This is a genomic window from Vibrio methylphosphonaticus (assembly GCF_023634655.1).
Taxonomy (GTDB): Bacteria; Pseudomonadota; Gammaproteobacteria; order Enterobacterales; family Vibrionaceae; genus Vibrio; species Vibrio methylphosphonaticus.
The window spans coordinates 39,767-54,781 of the sequence record NZ_JAMKMS010000001.1 but is presented as its reverse complement, the minus strand read 5'-3'; the positions used below and the strand labels follow the sequence as shown (position 1 = coordinate 54,781).

Sequence of the window (15,015 nt, the reverse complement as noted above, 5' to 3'; positions counted from 1 at the left end):
TCATGCTTAAGAAATTCCTTGAGGATATCGAGCATCACTTTGAGCCAGGTGGCAAACACGAGAAGTGGTTTGCTCTGTATGAAGCAGCGGCGACGTTGTTCTATACACCAGGCTTGGTGACACAGCGTAGCTCGCACGTTCGTGATAGCGTCGACTTGAAGCGTATCATGATCATGGTTTGGTTTGCGGTATTCCCAGCAGTATTCTGGGGTATGTACAACTCAGGCAACCAAGCCATCATGGCACTTAACCATATGTATGCTGGCGCAGAACTTGCGAACATCATCGATGGTAACTGGCATTACTGGCTCACTCAATCTATTGGCGGCACGTTAGGGGCCGACGCTGGTTGGGGGAGTAAGATGCTACTCGGAGCCACATATTTCCTACCTATCTACGCAACAGTGTTTATTGTTGGTGGTTTCTGGGAAGTGTTGTTCTGTATGGTGCGCAAACATGAAGTTAACGAAGGTTTCTTCGTGACATCCATCTTGTTTGCTTTGATTGTTCCGCCAACACTTCCTCTTTGGCAAGCAGCGCTTGGTATTACCTTTGGTGTTGTTGTTGCAAAAGAAATCTTTGGTGGTACCGGTCGTAACTTCCTAAACCCAGCTTTGGCAGGTCGTGCATTCCTATTCTTTGCTTACCCAGCGCAAATCTCGGGTGACGTAGTGTGGGTAGCGGCTGATGGCTTCTCTGGTGCTACAGCACTAAGCCAATGGGCACAAGGCGGCGAAGGCGCACTACTGAACAACATCACTGGCCAAACGATCACTTGGATGGACGCGTTCATCGGTAACATTCCAGGTTCAATCGGTGAAGTGTCGACACTTGCGCTGATGATTGGTGCAGCCATGATTGTTTACATGGGCATTGCGTCATGGCGCATTATCGCTGGTGTGATGATTGGTATGATTGCTGTCGCAACCTTATTCAATGTTGTAGGGTCTGACACCAACGCTATGTTTGCAATGCCTTGGCACTGGCACCTAGTCTTGGGTGGCTTCGCATTTGGTATGTTCTTTATGGCCACGGATCCAGTATCTGCATCATTTACCGACAAAGGTAAATGGGGATACGGTATTTTGATTGGCGCAATGTGTGTCATGATTCGTGTGGTTAACCCAGCGTATCCAGAAGGTATGATGTTAGCGATTCTATTCGCCAACTTGTTTGCACCTCTGTTTGACCACGTGGTAATTGAGAAAAACATCAAACGGAGACTAGCGCGCTATGGCAAGTAATAACGATAGCATTAAAAAAACGCTGTTTGTTGTTATCGCATTGAGCTTAGTGTGCTCAATCGTTGTATCAACAGCGGCTGTTGGCCTACGTGATAAGCAACAAGCTAATGCGGTTCTAGATAAACAAAGCAAAATTGTAGATGTTGCGGGTATTCAAGCTGAGGGTTCTATCCCTGAGTTGTTTGCCCAGTACATTGAACCTCGTTTGGTTGATTTTGATACGGGTGAGTTTGTTGACGGTGATGCGGCAACTTACGACCAACGTAAAGCGTCAAAAGTACCATCAGAATCTATCCGTCTAACGGCAGAGCAAGATAAAGCGAAGATCATTCGTCGTGCCAATGTGGGTACTATCTATCTTGTTAAGCAAGACGGTAAGGTAACGAGCTTTATTCTACCTGTTCATGGTAATGGTCTATGGTCAATGATGTACGCGTTTGTCGCAGTACAAACTGACGGTAACACAGTGAACGGTATTACTTACTATGAGCAAGGCGAGACTCCAGGACTGGGTGGCGAAGTTGAAAACCCATCTTGGCGTGATCAGTTTGTTGGTAAGAAGCTATTTGATGAAAACCATAAGCCAGCGATCAAAGTGGTGAAAGGTGGTGCTCCAGCGGGTTCAGAACATGGCGTAGATGGCCTATCTGGTGCCACGTTGACAAGTAACGGCGTTCAAAACACATTTGACTTTTGGTTAGGTGATATGGGCTTTGGTCCTTTCCTAGCGAAGGTTCGTGACGGAGGTCTGAACTAATGTCTGATGCTAAAGAAATGAAAAAGAGCCTGTTTGCACCGGTGTTGGATAACAACCCGATTGCACTTCAAGTTCTAGGTGTGTGTTCTGCACTCGCCGTAACGACGAAATTGGAAACAGCATTTGTAATGACACTCGCGGTAATTTTCGTTACTGCATTGTCGAACTTGTTCGTTTCACTTATTCGTAACCATATGCCAAACAGTGTACGTATCATTGTACAAATGGCGATCATCGCCTCTTTGGTAATCGTTGTTGACCAAATTTTGAAAGCGTATCTTTACGATATATCTAAACAGCTTTCAGTATTTGTAAGTTTGATCATTACTAACTGTATTGTAATGGGTCGAGCGGAAGCGTTTGCAATGAAATCAGCACCATTACCTTCATTTATCGATGGTATTGGTAATGGTCTTGGCTATGGTTTTGTACTGATGACAGTTGCATTTTTCCGTGAACTATTAGGTTCTGGCAAACTGTTTGGTGTTGAAGTACTTCCACTGGTATCTAACGGTGGCTGGTATCAACCAAATGGTCTGATGCTTCTAGCACCATCAGCATTCTTCTTAATTGGTTTTATGATTTGGGCTATCCGTATCCTTAAACCTGAACAAGTAGAAGCGAAGGAGTAAGGTCGAAATGGAACATTATATTAGTCTACTTGTTAAATCGATCTTCATCGAAAACATGGCGTTATCATTCTTTTTGGGAATGTGTACTTTCTTAGCGGTGTCTAAGAAAGTGAAAACGTCGTTTGGTCTTGGTGTTGCGGTTGTTGTGGTTTTAACCATTGCTGTACCAGTGAACAACCTTGTTTATACCTACGTGTTGAAAGAGAATGCTCTGGTTGCTGGTGTTGACCTCAGCTTTTTGAACTTCATTACGTTTATTGGTGTAATCGCCGCTCTAGTTCAGATTCTAGAGATGATTCTCGATCGATTCTTCCCACCGTTGTATAACGCTCTGGGGATTTTCCTACCATTAATCACAGTTAACTGTGCGATTTTTGGTGGTGTATCGTTCATGGTTCAGCGTGATTATAACTTTGCCGAGTCCGTAGTTTACGGATTTGGTTCTGGTGTGGGCTGGATGCTAGCTATCGTTGCGTTAGCGGGTATTCGAGAGAAAATGAAGTATTCAGATGTCCCTCCTGGTTTACGTGGTCTTGGTATCACCTTTATCAGTGTTGGTCTGATGGCTCTTGGCTTCATGTCGTTCTCTGGTGTTCAACTGTAGGTCGGGTAAACGACACAAATTTTAAGGAATAGTCAATGCAAGTTATTATCCTTGGTGTAGTGATGTTTACCTTGATCGTATTGGCTTTGGTATTAGTAATCTTATTTGCTAAATCGAAGTTGGTACCAACAGGTGACGTAACTATCTCCGTTAATGGTGATCCAGAGAAAAGTTTCACAACTTCTCCAGGTGACAAATTACTCGGCGCGATGGCAGGTAAAGGCATCTTTGTTTCCTCTGCTTGTGGTGGCGGTGGCTCATGTGGTCAGTGTCGCGTAAAAGTAAAATCAGGCGGTGGCGATATTCTACCAACTGAGCTTGACCACATTTCTAAAGGCGAAGCCCGTGAAGGCGAGCGTTTAGCATGTCAAGTTGCCGTGAAAACGGATATGGACATCGAGCTTCCAGAAGAAATCTTTGGTGTTAAAAAGTGGGAATGTACTGTTATCTCGAACGATAACGAAGCAACCTTCATCAAAGAATTGGCGCTGGCAATCCCTGAAGGGGAAGAAGTGCCATTCCGTGCTGGTGGTTACATTCAGATTGAAGCTGAACCTCACCATATTAAGTACGCGGATTATGATATTCCTGACGAGTATCGTGAAGATTGGGACAAGTTTAACTTATTCCGTTACGAGTCTATCGTAAAAGAGCATTCGATTCGTGCTTACTCAATGGCTTCATACCCAGAAGAGAAAGGCATCATCAAGCTTAACGTACGTATCGCGACTCCGCCGCCAAATAACCCAGACGTAGCACCTGGTGTGATGTCGTCTTATATTTGGTCACTTAAAGCTGGTGATAAGTGTACAATTTCAGGTCCATTTGGTGAATTCTTCGCTAAAGAAACGGACAATGAAATGGTCTTCATCGGTGGTGGTGCAGGTATGGCGCCAATGCGTTCACATATCTTTGACCAACTTCTACGTCTTCAATCGAAGCGTAAGATGTCTTACTGGTATGGTGCACGTTCTAAGCGTGAAATGTTCTACGTCGATGATTTTGACGGCCTAGCGGCAGATAATGAAAACTTCGTATGGCACTGTGCTCTGTCTGATCCAATGCCAGAAGATAACTGGGATGGTTACACAGGCTTCATCCATAACGTATTGTATGAAAACTACCTGAAGGACCATGAAGCGCCTGAAGATTGTGAGTACTACATGTGTGGTCCACCAATGATGAACGCTGCTGTTATCGGCATGCTGAAAGATCTTGGTGTTGAAGATGAAAACATCCTACTTGATGACTTCGGTGGTTAAGTTTAGGTAATGTATAATCATGGCTGGCTCATGTGAGTCAGCCATTTTGTTTTTAGAATGTAAGAATATTCTTGGTTATTCGTTCTTATAAAAGACTGATAAGAAGAATGTTTTTAAATTCGGTAGGTGAATAAAAGTATGTATCATCTAGCTAAACGCTTGAAAATGGTTATCGTAAGCCTTGTGGCTTTACTGGTTTTGTCCGCTTGTGGTGGCGGCCGTGAACAAATTCACTTGAGTGGCCCAACGATGGGGACACTTTATAATGTGAAGTACATAGTGAAAGATAACACGCCGAAACCGGAAAATATTCAGGCAGAGATCAATGACCTGCTCGAAGAAGTGAATGATCAGATGTCGACTTACCGCCAAGATTCAGAGCTGAGCCGATTTAATCGCTATTACGGGACCGAGCCTTTTCCTGTCTCAAAACAGACAGCGATCGTGGTTAATGAAGCCATTCGACTCAACGAATTAACATTGGGTGCATTAGATGTTACGGTTGGCCCGCTGGTTAACTTATGGGGGTTCGGACCAGAGGCAAGACCGGAAATTGTGCCAACAGATGAAGAACTCGCTCAGCGCAAAGCGCAAACGGGCATTATTCATCTCTCCGCGACCGACGAGACACTGCGTAAAGATCTAAGAAGCCTGTATGTTGATCTGTCTACGATTGCAAAAGGTTGGGGTGTCGATGTGGTTGCTGAGTATCTTGAGAGTGTTGGCATTGATGACTACATGGTCGAAGTCGGTGGTGAAATGCGCTTAAAAGGCGTCAATCGAGAAAGCGTAAAATGGCGAATCGCGATTGAAAAGCCTTCAATTGACGAGCGAAATATTCAAGAAATTATTGAGCCCGGTGACATGGCTATAGCGACATCTGGTGATTATCGCAATTATTTTGAAAAAGATGGTGTACGTTATTCTCATATTATTGACCCTGCAACAGGCAAGCCAATTCATAATAAGGTTGTGTCCGTTACCGTTTTAGATAAGTCATCGATGACGGCGGATGGCCTAGCGACAGGACTTATGGTGCTAGGTGAAGAAAAAGCACTAAAAATTGCAGAAGAAAATCAGATCCCAGCGTTCATTGTGGTGAAGACCGACGATGGATTTAAAGAAATTGCGTCAGAGGCATTTAAGCCTTACCTTAATCAGTAAGAGGTGGACAAAATGAGTACGTTTTTAGTTACATTTGGTGTGTTTCTTGCGGTTATTGCCGCGATGTCTGTCGGCTACATATTTCAAAAGAAAGTGGTAAAAGGTAGCTGTGGTGGACTAGGTGCGGTAGGCATTGATAAAGTTTGTAATTGCCCAGAACCTTGCGATGCGCGTAAAAAACGCGAAGCTAAAGCGAAAATTCGCGCAGAAAAACTGGCGGCTTGGGAAAAAGATCGTATCGCGTAATAAAGATCGTATCGCGTAATAAGGTTTGAATCGAGAACTTTACAAAGCCAGAGCATCGCTCTGGCTTTTTTACGTGTTTGCTGAGAAGAAATTGCGTATACTAAGGCTGTATATATAACCAGTGTGGTGCGTTTGTGTCAGACCCGATTCGTAAGTTTATTCATGTTGATATGGACTGCTTTTTTGCCGCGGTAGAGATGAGGGATAACCCTTACTATCGAGGTAAACCACTGGCTGTCGGCGGGAATGAACGGCAAAGAGGGGTGATCAGTACGTGCAATTATGAAGCGAGGAAATTTGGTATTCGCTCAGCGATGCCCTCTGCTCAAGCTGTTAAGCTGTGCCCTCATTTACTCCTTGTTCCGGGGAGAATGGATGTCTACAAACAAGTATCGCAGCATATTCGTGCGATCTTTTCTCGTTACACGTCACTGATAGAACCGTTATCTTTAGATGAAGCCTACTTGGATGTCACAGATTGTCAGTTGCACCAAAACTCTGCCACCCTGATTGCTCAAAGTATAAGGCGTGATATTGAACAAGAATTGAATTTAACCGCATCAGCTGGCGTGGCTCCGCTTAAATTTTTAGCGAAAATAGCATCGGACCTAAACAAGCCAAATGGACAATTTGTCATTTCACCAGACGAGGTCCAGGGGGTTATTGATGGCTTAGACTTGGGTAAAATTCCGGGTGTAGGAAAAGTCAGCCTAGAGAAATTAAATCGGGCTGATCTGTATACCTGCTTAGATGTGAGAAACAGTGACTACCGCGAGTTGATAGTACGCTTTGGTCGCTTGGGTGCATCTTTATGGAAGAAAAGTCATGGTATTGATGAGCGAGAAGTTGTGGTAGAAAGGGAGCGTAAATCGATTGGTGTAGAGCGCACGTTTAGCCAAAATATCACGAGCTTTGAGCAATGTTGGCAGGTGATTGAAGAGAAGCTTTACCCAGAGCTTGAGGCAAGACTAAACCGAGCGAAACCGGCGAGGAACGTGATCAAACAAGGTGTTAAAGTGAAGTTTGCAGATTTTAAGCAAACCACCATTGAGCATGTTCACAATCAGCTCGATTTGCCTTATTTCAAGGCGCTATTACAGGAAATTTTGGAGCGACAGCAAGGACGAGAAATACGACTGTTGGGATTGAACGTTATCTTAGAACCTTTAGAAAGCGCGCGTCAATTATCCATGTTTGAGGAATAAAATGAATAAAGCTGCTGTTGTCCAACAGGTTATTGTTGAGTTGGAACAAAAAATCGCAACGCTACTGTCTGCAATGGAGCAAACGGTGGATGCTGCCACCAATGAGGAAACGATACCAGACAATAAATATGACACGCTTGCACTAGAAGCGGCATATCTTGCTCATGGGCAGGCAATGCGATTAGAAGCCATAAAGAAGGATATTGCATCATTAAGACATTTGGTGATTCGCACATTTGAACATGACTCGCCAGTTGGCTTATCCGCTATGGTTGATCTGGAAGACGAGCAAGAAGTTCTAAGTCGTTTTTTTCTGCTACCTTGCGGTGGTGGCGTTTCTATCGATACTGAAGGACTAAGAGTCGTGACACCAGAGTCACCACTAGGACGTGCGTTAGTAGGAAAGCGGCTAGATGATGAAATTGCCTTGCAAGTTGGAGAGCGTGTGACTCACCATGTTATTGTGAATATTGTTTGATCAAGCGAAGGAATTGGCAATGAAGAGTAAATTGAAGTACCTATTATTTGGGGCTGGATTGTCGTTGTTATCGGCAGCGTCTTTGGCTTATGAACAGTGTAACCTTGATATCAAAAATGAAGTGCACCTTGACGGTAACCAAGTTGAAATCGTAAGGGCAGAAGGTTCAAAGGTCCTAATTGATGATAACAATGATTTGTATATCAATGGTGAAAAAGTCGCACTCGACAGACTCCAGCAAGAGGCGCTAGCAAGCTACCGGGAAAATATGAACAAGTATGTCCCTCAAGCCAAAGCACTCGCTGAGAACGGCTTAGCGTTAACGAATGACCTTATTGATGACGTTTCTGCAAGCTTCGATAATTCTGAAGCGTTTGACAGCGTCAAGACGGCGTTGTCTGAGTTTTTCAAAGATATTGAATCTCGCTACCATAAAGATGGCAGCTTTGTATTGAAGTCTGAGGCGTTCAGTTCGTTTACTAACAACTGGCAGCAAGATTATGAAAAAGCAAAAGAAGTCTTCAATAAAGAGTTTTTTAGTAGCGCCTTCACTGCGTTACAAGAAAAAATGCAGCAAGAAGGCGGATTAAATCTGACTGCACTTTCGGAACAAATGGATGAACTCAAAACGAGACTTGCTGATACCATGGCAAACCAATCTGAGGTGATCAAGGAACAAGCGGAAGATTACTGTGATTCGCTCAACGATATGGCGACGGAAGAGCAAGAATTGCAGAATAAAATCCCTCAGTTGAAAGAGTACCAAGTCTTCACTATTTAACGGCCTGTAAAGAGCGTTTGTGTTATACATCCAAGCTGACAGCGCTCGGCTTGGACGGTCTTTTCATCGCGGCGTTATCCCCCTCATGCTCTCATTGTGCCAGTTACGTTATTTGGGATTAATTGCATGCTATAGAGTATGTACAAAATAATTCACCCTTACTTTAGTTTATTACACTGCTTAATGTTGATTTGCTAGACCAATTGAATTATCGTACCAGTCAACTAGTACACAACGACTAAGCAATAGTGAATAATACATCTTCTTCGTCGGCAGCGTCTTCGGCTGCCGCCACACCACGTGAGCATTTCGGTTCAAAGCTCGGTTTCATTCTTGCCGCCGCAGGCGCTGCTGTCGGTTTAGGCAATATCTGGGGTTTTCCAACACAAGTTGCCAGTAATGGCGGAGGCGCGTTCCTTCTCGTTTATCTTGTGATGATTATTGTGGTGGCTTTCCCAATGCTCGTTGTGGAAATGGCAATCGGGCGCCATGGTCAAGCGAACCCTGTGGATAGCATGCGATCGCTTTCTTCCAATCCGATGGCTAAAAAGTTGGGCGCTTGCGTAGGCTGGATTGGTCTTGCTGTACCTTGTGCAGTGCTGGCGTTTTACTCCATTGTTGGCGGCTGGTTAATCTGCTTTTTGATTGGCGCGGTCTTAGAAATTGCTGGCTACGCCGCGCTTGCTGATTGGTTTAAAGGGTTTAGCGTCGGACGTAACGTTTTTGGTACGATCGCATTTTACCTGCTGACTATTTTAATTGTACAAGGCGGTGTAAAGCAGGGCATTGAGAAATGGTCAACGCGACTCATGCCATCGTTGTTTGTTTTATTTGCTCTCTTGTTTGTCTACATCATGATGCAACAAGGCGCGATGGAAGGGTTAAAGCATTATCTCGTTCCTAATTTTGAAAAAGTCTGGGATAGAAAGTTGATTCTAGCTGCAATGGGGCAGGGGTTCTTCTCTTTGACGATAGGCGGTTGTTCGATGCTGATTTACGGCTCTTACCTTTCAAAAAAAGAAGACCTACCGAAAATGGCGATGAACGTCACCCTAGTAGACACATCTGTCGCGTTTATCGCCGGTTTAGTCGTGATGCCAGCAATGTTTGTTGCCATGCAAAAAGGGGTGCAAATATACGCTGAAGATGGCTCGCTTATCAGTTCAGATACTTTGGTATTTACGGTATTACCGTTAATGTTTGAATCTTTAGGGCTGTTAGGTTTGGTATTCTCTGTCGTTTTCTTTTTGCTGTTGACCATTGCAGCATTAACATCTTCCATTTCTATGCTGGAATGTCCGGTGGCGTTGGTTGATGAGCGATTAAAAACAGGTAGAAAGAAAACCAGCTGGGTGTTGGGGGCGATGATCGCTGCATTCAGTATTTTTATCGTGTTCAATTTTGGTGAATTGTTTGGATTGGTGGCGATGATAGCGACTCAGTACCTGCAGCCAATTGCTGCGCTAATGTTCTGTATTTTCGGTGGTTGGGTGTGGAGCCGTGCGAGTAAAGTGAAAGAGCTAGAACAAGGGTGCCCTGACTTTCAGCTTGGTTGGTTTGGTAAAGTATGGCCACTCTACGTGAAGATTGTGTGTCCGGTATTGGTCGCTACGGTAATATGGGCCTCATTCGGCTAGATAAACTTAAGATAAGATCAGCGCTTGAGGCGGATTGATTCAATAATGCCGACAATTATCGTCGGCATTATTGTCATCTAAGATTATTGTCATCTAAGTTAGCGACATGGCGAGCTAGAACGTCCAAGTCGTTATCTAAACTGTCCAATCTCTGCGAGATAATCAAAACCTGCTTGTGATAACTTGTCTATCAACGCTTGTTTGTCTATTTCATTAGTCGCGCATAGCTCCTCAAGATTGCCGTTAAAATCATCACGCAGCTTCATATTGATGATGCTCATCAACATGATGGTGTCCATGGTAGCAAAGTTAGCGAGATTCATTGGGTACCTTCTAATCGTCGAAATCAGAGATTAATAAGTTAGCGGCAGCAAAGGCGGCTTTTTCTCTTACTTCTAGCGGTAATGAATCATCTGCTGCAATATCGTTCAATGCTCGCACCGCGCACGATACGGCTTTTGGTATGTAAGCTTGATCGCCACTGCCTATTTGTGCGTAAAGCTCTCTCACTCTCTCACAGCAACCATATACTTGCATGTTCAACTCTCTTCTAAATGATAATATCTCTCAATATACACAGGCTATTGAGAAAAAACAAAATTCCCAATTGACCTAAAACAAAAAAGCCGACGTTTTGAAAACGTCGGCTTAAAAGCTAGTCAGCTTACGTACTCTGCTTAAGACTTATGCCTTCTCAGGGATCGCTTTAAGCAGTGCAACCATTTGTTCCCAGAACAGAGCAACTGTGTCAATTTTCACTTTCTCATCAGGAGAGTGCGGGAACTTAATCGTTGGCCCAAACGAGACCATATCCATATTTGGATACGGTTCTTTAAATAGACCACACTCAAGTCCTGCGTGGATAACCATGATGTTCGGTTTATGTCCGTAGATGCCTTCGTACATGTCACGGAATATCGCCATGATGTCTGAAGCTGGATCTGGCTTCCAACCAGGGTAAGCGCCAGAAAATGCGATATTCGCGCCTGCCAGCTCGGCAACAGAAGTCAGCATGCTTTCTACTTGAGAACGACCAGAATCAATTAATGAACGAATGAGGCACAATACTGTCACTGTATCTTGCTCTGTGGTAATCACGCCAACATTTAGAGATGTCTCAACAACGCCTTCAATGTCATCACTCATGCGAATCACACCGTTAGGGCAAGCGTTAAGAGCGGCAATAAAGCGAGCTTGTGATTGCGCTTCAAACACTTCGGTCAACTCAGTCGTTTCATTAAACGTCACTAAGCCTGTCTCAATAGCCGCAAGCTCTTGCTGCAGTAGGGTGGTGTACTGAGCAAATAATGATTCAAGCTTCGCGACATTCTCTTCTGGTACTGCTAGGGATACAAAGCCTTCTCGTGGGATGGCATTGCGAAGGCTACCGCCACGGAATTCGATCAATCGAGCATCTAACTCTTTTGCGTGACCGGCAAGGAAACGCGCAAGTAGTTTATTGGCATTGCCGCGACCGGTATGAATATCACAACCGGAGTGACCCCCTTTTAGACCTTTTAAGATCAGTTGGCGAGCCACATAACCGGTAGGCGCGGCTTCACGTGTGATGTCAAACTGAATGGAACCGTCGATACCACCTGCGCAGCCCATATAGACTTCGCCTTCTTGTTCAGAATCAGTATTCAGTAAAATCTCACCTTCAAGCCAACCTGCTTCTAGACCAAACGCGCCAGTCATACCCGCTTCTTCGTCGATGGTGAGTAAGACTTCAAGTGGACCGTGCTTAATTTCGTCTGAGGCAAGTACGGCTAAGCATGCCGCCATGCCCATACCGTTATCTGCACCAAGTGTTGTGCCTTTGGCTGTGACCCATTCACCATCGATGTATGGCTGAATGGGATCTTGAGTAAAGTCGTGGTTGGTATCTTCATTCTTTTGGGGAACCATATCGATGTGAGCTTGCAGCACGACACCTTTTTTGTGTTCCATACCTGCTGTTGCGGGCTTTTTAATGAAGACGTTACCAGTTTTATCGCGCTTAACATCAAGATTTTGCTCTTGAGCCCATTGGATGATGGTTTGTGCGAGCGCCTCTTCATGCTTTGAAGGGTGAGGAATAGAACAAATTTTATCGAAAAACTGCCAAACAGGGCTTGGTGACAACTTGCTGATCTCAGAGTGGAATTCAGACACAGATCTCTCCTTTGTAGCGACTTTGCTAGATATTTATTCCTGATAAAGCACAAATTTCATTGTGATTCTCTGGTTTTCTAGCGATTAAAGATGCGCAAAGGATACCATTAGTTGTAAACGGGGAGTAGTTGTAAACAGGGCGTAGTGGTAGATAAGTAGTATGAAGTTGATGTAAAGAAAGTGTGCAGTATTGAGGGTTAATCGCTAATCTAACTGATATTTGACTCTTTTAGATCTAAATTTTGTAATAAACTTTCAGTTTTATGTGTTTGTTTGCGTCCATGGTAACTAATTGTGATTTAAATCACGATTTACATTGTAATTTATCATCGGTATGGTATTCTTTTGGTCAGTTGATGAATTCAACTAACCCGTTCAAGGATTGAACCCGAGTTATCGCCTCCAAGGAACCGAGATTCAACATTTAATTTACGTTGTATTGTTTAAGGTGATATTTATGAAAGGTTTAGCAAGCGCGATGTTTTGGACAAGTAAAAATGTATACACACAAGACTTCGCTTACAGCGTCTACTATCGGTAGACAACATAGTTTATACCCCTATATTTAGAAATTATCGCTGGTTACCCCAATTGATGACCAAAATTTTTCTACCGCCACTCTTTGAGTGGCGTTTTTTTTGTCTGTTATCTCAGCGCCTTCCCTATCTTGTCTTCTATAATGTCAATTGCTGTATAAATAGTATGCAGTTGGTGTGAAGATAATTTCGTTTGTTCATGATGATTTAGTCACTAACTATTTCAATTTGTTACCATTATATAGTTAATTGATTGCATATTGATGAGCATTTATCTGCAATAGAGTGAAAATTCTAGGTAGAATTTGCGAATTGAACCCCTTATAATTCGCGCCAATCGTTTACGCAACCGTTTACTTTTTACTCTTTAGGGATTCGAATATGCTCGAAAGGCTATTTAAACTCAGTGAAAATGGCACAAATGTGCGCACTGAGATCATTGCTGGACTTACTACCTTCCTGACAATGGCTTACATTATCTTTGTAAACCCAGCTATCCTAGCGGATGCAGGAATGGATCGTGATGCTGTTTTTGTGGCAACGTGTTTAGCTGCTGCAATTGGCTGTTTCATTATGGGTTTTGTAGCAAACTATCCTATTGCACAAGCGCCGGGAATGGGCTTGAATGCATTTTTTACTTATGCGGTTGTTCTTGGAATGGGCCATACGTGGCAAGTGGCGCTGGCAGCAGTGTTCTGTTCGGGCGTTCTATTCATTCTATTAAGTGTCTTTAAGATTCGTGAGTGGATCATCAACTCTATTCCAATGTCTTTGCGTACCGGTATTTCAGCGGGTATTGGTTTATTCTTAGCGCTTATCGCCTTGAAGAACTCCGGTATTGTGGTTGATAACCCGGCAACGCTGGTTTCAATGGGTGCGATTACATCACTGCCTGCTGTTTTGGCTGCCTTTGGTTTCTTCCTAACTATTGCCCTTGTACATCGCGGCCTAAAAGGCGCGGTGATGATCGCTATTCTTTCAGTGACAGCGCTGGGTATTATCTTTGGTGATGTTCAATGGCACGGCATTATGTCTGCGCCACCAAGCATTGCACCAACGTTCTTACAGCTTGATTTCTCACATATGTTTGAAATTGGCATGATTTCAGTGGTCTTTGCTTTCTTATTTGTTGACCTATTTGATACGGCTGGCACCTTGGTTGGTGTTGCTCAAAAAGCAGACCTTATTGATAAAGATGGAAAAATCCCTCGTCTAAATAAAGCGTTACTGGCTGACTCAACGGCTACATCGGTTGGTGCTCTGCTTGGTACATCAAACACCACATCGTTTGTAGAAAGTACAGCAGGCGTGGCTGTTGGTGGTCGAACAGGATTAACTGCCGTAGTTGTTGGCATTTTGTTTGTACTTGCATTATTCTTCTCGCCTTTAGCGGGTATGATCCCTGCTTACGCGACGGCTGGCGCGCTGTTATATGTAGCAATTCTGATGATGTCAGGATTAGTGAGCATTGATTGGCGTGATCTTACCGAAGCCGCACCAGTTGTGGTGACTTGCTTGATGATGCCATTTACGTTCTCTATTGCAGAAGGTATCTCTTTGGGCTTTATTTCATACGCGGCAATTAAACTGTTCAGTGGCAAAGGCCGCGACGTTTCAGTCAGTGTTTGGGTAATGGCAGCGATCTTCATCATCAAGTATGTCCTTGAAGCAGCATAATTGGCTCATTCGATCTTACATAATTTAGGTTTTTACTATGTCTAACAAATTCATCATTACATGGGACAATATGCATGCATATTGCCGTCAACTTGCTGAGCTTCAAATGCCAGCTGAACAGTGGAAAGGCATCATAGGTGTAAGCCGTGGTGGTTTGGTTCCTGCTGCGATTCTAGCTCGTGAATTGGGTATTCGTTTTGTTGATACAGTATGTATTTCTAGCTACGATCACGATCATCAACGTGATATGACGGTACTGAAAGCGCCTGAACACGATGGTGAAGGTTTCTTGATCGTCGACGACTTAGTCGACAGTGGCGATACGGCTCGTAAAATTCGTGAAATGTACCCAAAAGCGAAGTTAATTACCGTTTGTGCTAAGCCTGCTGGTATTGATCTTGTTGATGAGTATATTGTTGATATTCCACAAGATACATGGATTGAGCAGCCTTGGGATATGGTTCTATCTTATGTAGAGCCTGTGAATCGCAAGCAGAAATAACGACGATATTCGTAGAGTGAGAGCCCACATAACAATGTGGGCTTTTTTATGCCTGAACGATAGTGAGTTAGATACGGTTTGTCCTCTGCCGATGTAAAAGAACTGAACCAAAACGGTTTTTTGATTACTATAGATA

At 43.8% G+C, this 15,015-nt stretch carries 16 protein-coding genes; 13 read left to right on the top strand and 3 right to left on the bottom strand.

Translation table 11 applies throughout. The annotated features are described in order from the left end of the window. The first annotated feature begins 2 nt into the window (after nucleotides 1-2). From M9196_RS00295 to M9196_RS00245, 11 genes are all read left to right on the top strand, one after another. Nucleotides 3-1,244, top strand: a complete 1,242-nt coding sequence (locus M9196_RS00295) for an NADH:ubiquinone reductase (Na(+)-transporting) subunit B (protein ID WP_250615535.1) — start codon at nucleotides 3-5, stop codon at nucleotides 1,242-1,244. After that, on the top strand, nucleotides 1,234-2,001 hold the full coding sequence (locus M9196_RS00290; protein WP_250615534.1) for a Na(+)-translocating NADH-quinone reductase subunit C: 768 nt from the start codon (nucleotides 1,234-1,236) through the stop codon (nucleotides 1,999-2,001). Before M9196_RS00295 ends, M9196_RS00290 begins: the two co-directional genes overlap by 11 nt. Further along, a complete protein-coding gene (locus tag M9196_RS00285; RefSeq protein WP_244358056.1) occupies nucleotides 2,001-2,633 on the top strand; it encodes an NADH:ubiquinone reductase (Na(+)-transporting) subunit D in 633 nt (210 codons plus the stop codon). Before M9196_RS00290 ends, M9196_RS00285 begins: the two co-directional genes overlap by 1 nt. A gap of 7 nt (nucleotides 2,634-2,640) precedes the next feature. Further along, nucleotides 2,641-3,237, top strand: coding sequence for an NADH:ubiquinone reductase (Na(+)-transporting) subunit E (nqrE, locus tag M9196_RS00280; RefSeq protein WP_250615533.1), 597 nt, complete (start codon nucleotides 2,641-2,643; stop codon nucleotides 3,235-3,237). A 35-nt stretch (nucleotides 3,238-3,272) separates the two neighbouring features. Then, the gene (gene nqrF, locus M9196_RS00275; RefSeq protein ID WP_250615532.1) at nucleotides 3,273-4,499 is read left to right on the top strand and encodes an NADH:ubiquinone reductase (Na(+)-transporting) subunit F; all 1,227 of its coding nucleotides are present in this window, start codon (nucleotides 3,273-3,275) and stop codon (nucleotides 4,497-4,499) included. A gap of 165 nt (nucleotides 4,500-4,664) precedes the next feature. Next, complete coding sequence (locus tag M9196_RS00270; RefSeq protein ID WP_406707606.1) at nucleotides 4,665-5,663, top strand: FAD:protein FMN transferase; 999 nt, start codon at nucleotides 4,665-4,667, stop codon at nucleotides 5,661-5,663. A gap of 12 nt (nucleotides 5,664-5,675) precedes the next feature. Further along, on the top strand, nucleotides 5,676-5,909 hold the full coding sequence (nqrM, locus tag M9196_RS00265; RefSeq protein ID WP_250615531.1) for a (Na+)-NQR maturation NqrM: 234 nt from the start codon (nucleotides 5,676-5,678) through the stop codon (nucleotides 5,907-5,909). Between the two features lie 134 nt (nucleotides 5,910-6,043). Continuing rightward, a complete protein-coding gene (dinB, locus tag M9196_RS00260) occupies nucleotides 6,044-7,114 on the top strand; it encodes a DNA polymerase IV (protein ID WP_250615530.1) in 1,071 nt (356 codons plus the stop codon). 1 nt (nucleotide 7,115) lies between these two features. After that, a complete protein-coding gene (locus M9196_RS00255; RefSeq protein ID WP_250615529.1) occupies nucleotides 7,116-7,592 on the top strand; it encodes a transcription elongation factor in 477 nt (158 codons plus the stop codon). Nucleotides 7,593-7,611: 19 nt separating this feature from the next. Then, nucleotides 7,612-8,373, top strand: a complete 762-nt coding sequence (locus tag M9196_RS00250; protein WP_250615528.1) for a YggN family protein — start codon at nucleotides 7,612-7,614, stop codon at nucleotides 8,371-8,373. Nucleotides 8,374-8,618: 245 nt separating this feature from the next. Next, a complete protein-coding gene (locus M9196_RS00245) occupies nucleotides 8,619-10,010 on the top strand; it encodes a sodium-dependent transporter (RefSeq protein ID WP_406707605.1) in 1,392 nt (463 codons plus the stop codon). Between the two features lie 131 nt (nucleotides 10,011-10,141). Here the strand turns inward: M9196_RS00245 and M9196_RS00240 are convergent, their stop codons facing one another. The 3 genes from M9196_RS00240 to M9196_RS00230 form a co-directional block, all read right to left on the bottom strand. Next, nucleotides 10,142-10,333: a DUF4250 domain-containing protein gene (locus M9196_RS00240; RefSeq protein ID WP_250615526.1), complete on the bottom strand. Its 192-nt coding sequence runs from the start codon at nucleotides 10,331-10,333 to the stop codon at nucleotides 10,142-10,144. Nucleotides 10,334-10,343: 10 nt separating this feature from the next. After that, nucleotides 10,344-10,547 carry a YaeP family protein gene (locus M9196_RS00235; protein ID WP_250615525.1) on the bottom strand — a complete coding sequence of 68 codons (204 nt, stop codon included), beginning with the start codon at nucleotides 10,545-10,547 and terminating at the stop codon, nucleotides 10,344-10,346. 147 nt (nucleotides 10,548-10,694) lie between these two features. Next, nucleotides 10,695-12,164 (bottom strand): aminoacyl-histidine dipeptidase, encoded by a 1,470-nt coding sequence (locus tag M9196_RS00230; protein ID WP_250615524.1) that lies wholly within the window; start codon nucleotides 12,162-12,164, stop codon nucleotides 10,695-10,697. A 917-nt stretch (nucleotides 12,165-13,081) separates the two neighbouring features. Between M9196_RS00230 and M9196_RS00225 the strand changes: the two genes are divergently transcribed. Both M9196_RS00225 and gpt read left to right on the top strand, forming a co-directional pair. After that, entirely contained in the window at nucleotides 13,082-14,377 is a 1,296-nt protein-coding gene (locus M9196_RS00225) for an NCS2 family permease (RefSeq protein ID WP_250615523.1), read from the top strand. Nucleotides 14,378-14,414: 37 nt separating this feature from the next. Then, a complete protein-coding gene (gene gpt / locus M9196_RS00220) occupies nucleotides 14,415-14,879 on the top strand; it encodes a xanthine phosphoribosyltransferase (RefSeq protein ID WP_250615522.1) in 465 nt (154 codons plus the stop codon). The last annotated feature ends 136 nt before the right edge of the window (nucleotides 14,880-15,015 follow it).

Excerpts from the sequence above, each read along its gene's own strand:
- M9196_RS00295 (WP_250615535.1), top strand. The coding sequence starts at position 3 with ATGCTTAAGAAATTCCTTGAGGATATCGAGCATCACTTTGAGCCAGGT.
- M9196_RS00290 (WP_250615534.1), top strand. The coding sequence starts at position 1,234 with ATGGCAAGTAATAACGATAGCATTAAAAAAACGCTGTTTGTTGTTATC.
- M9196_RS00285 (WP_244358056.1), top strand. The coding sequence starts at position 2,001 with ATGTCTGATGCTAAAGAAATGAAAAAGAGCCTGTTTGCACCGGTGTTG.
- nqrE (WP_250615533.1), top strand. The coding sequence starts at position 2,641 with ATGGAACATTATATTAGTCTACTTGTTAAATCGATCTTCATCGAAAAC.
- nqrF (WP_250615532.1), top strand. The coding sequence starts at position 3,273 with ATGCAAGTTATTATCCTTGGTGTAGTGATGTTTACCTTGATCGTATTG.
- M9196_RS00270 (WP_406707606.1), top strand. The coding sequence starts at position 4,665 with ATGGTTATCGTAAGCCTTGTGGCTTTACTGGTTTTGTCCGCTTGTGGT.
- nqrM (WP_250615531.1), top strand. The coding sequence starts at position 5,676 with ATGAGTACGTTTTTAGTTACATTTGGTGTGTTTCTTGCGGTTATTGCC.
- M9196_RS00255 (WP_250615529.1), top strand. The coding sequence starts at position 7,116 with ATGAATAAAGCTGCTGTTGTCCAACAGGTTATTGTTGAGTTGGAACAA.
- M9196_RS00250 (WP_250615528.1), top strand. The coding sequence starts at position 7,612 with ATGAAGAGTAAATTGAAGTACCTATTATTTGGGGCTGGATTGTCGTTG.
- M9196_RS00240 (WP_250615526.1), bottom strand. The coding sequence starts at position 10,333 with ATGAATCTCGCTAACTTTGCTACCATGGACACCATCATGTTGATGAGC.
- M9196_RS00235 (WP_250615525.1), bottom strand. The coding sequence starts at position 10,547 with ATGCAAGTATATGGTTGCTGTGAGAGAGTGAGAGAGCTTTACGCACAA.
- M9196_RS00225 (WP_250615523.1), top strand. The coding sequence starts at position 13,082 with ATGCTCGAAAGGCTATTTAAACTCAGTGAAAATGGCACAAATGTGCGC.
- gpt (WP_250615522.1), top strand. The coding sequence starts at position 14,415 with ATGTCTAACAAATTCATCATTACATGGGACAATATGCATGCATATTGC.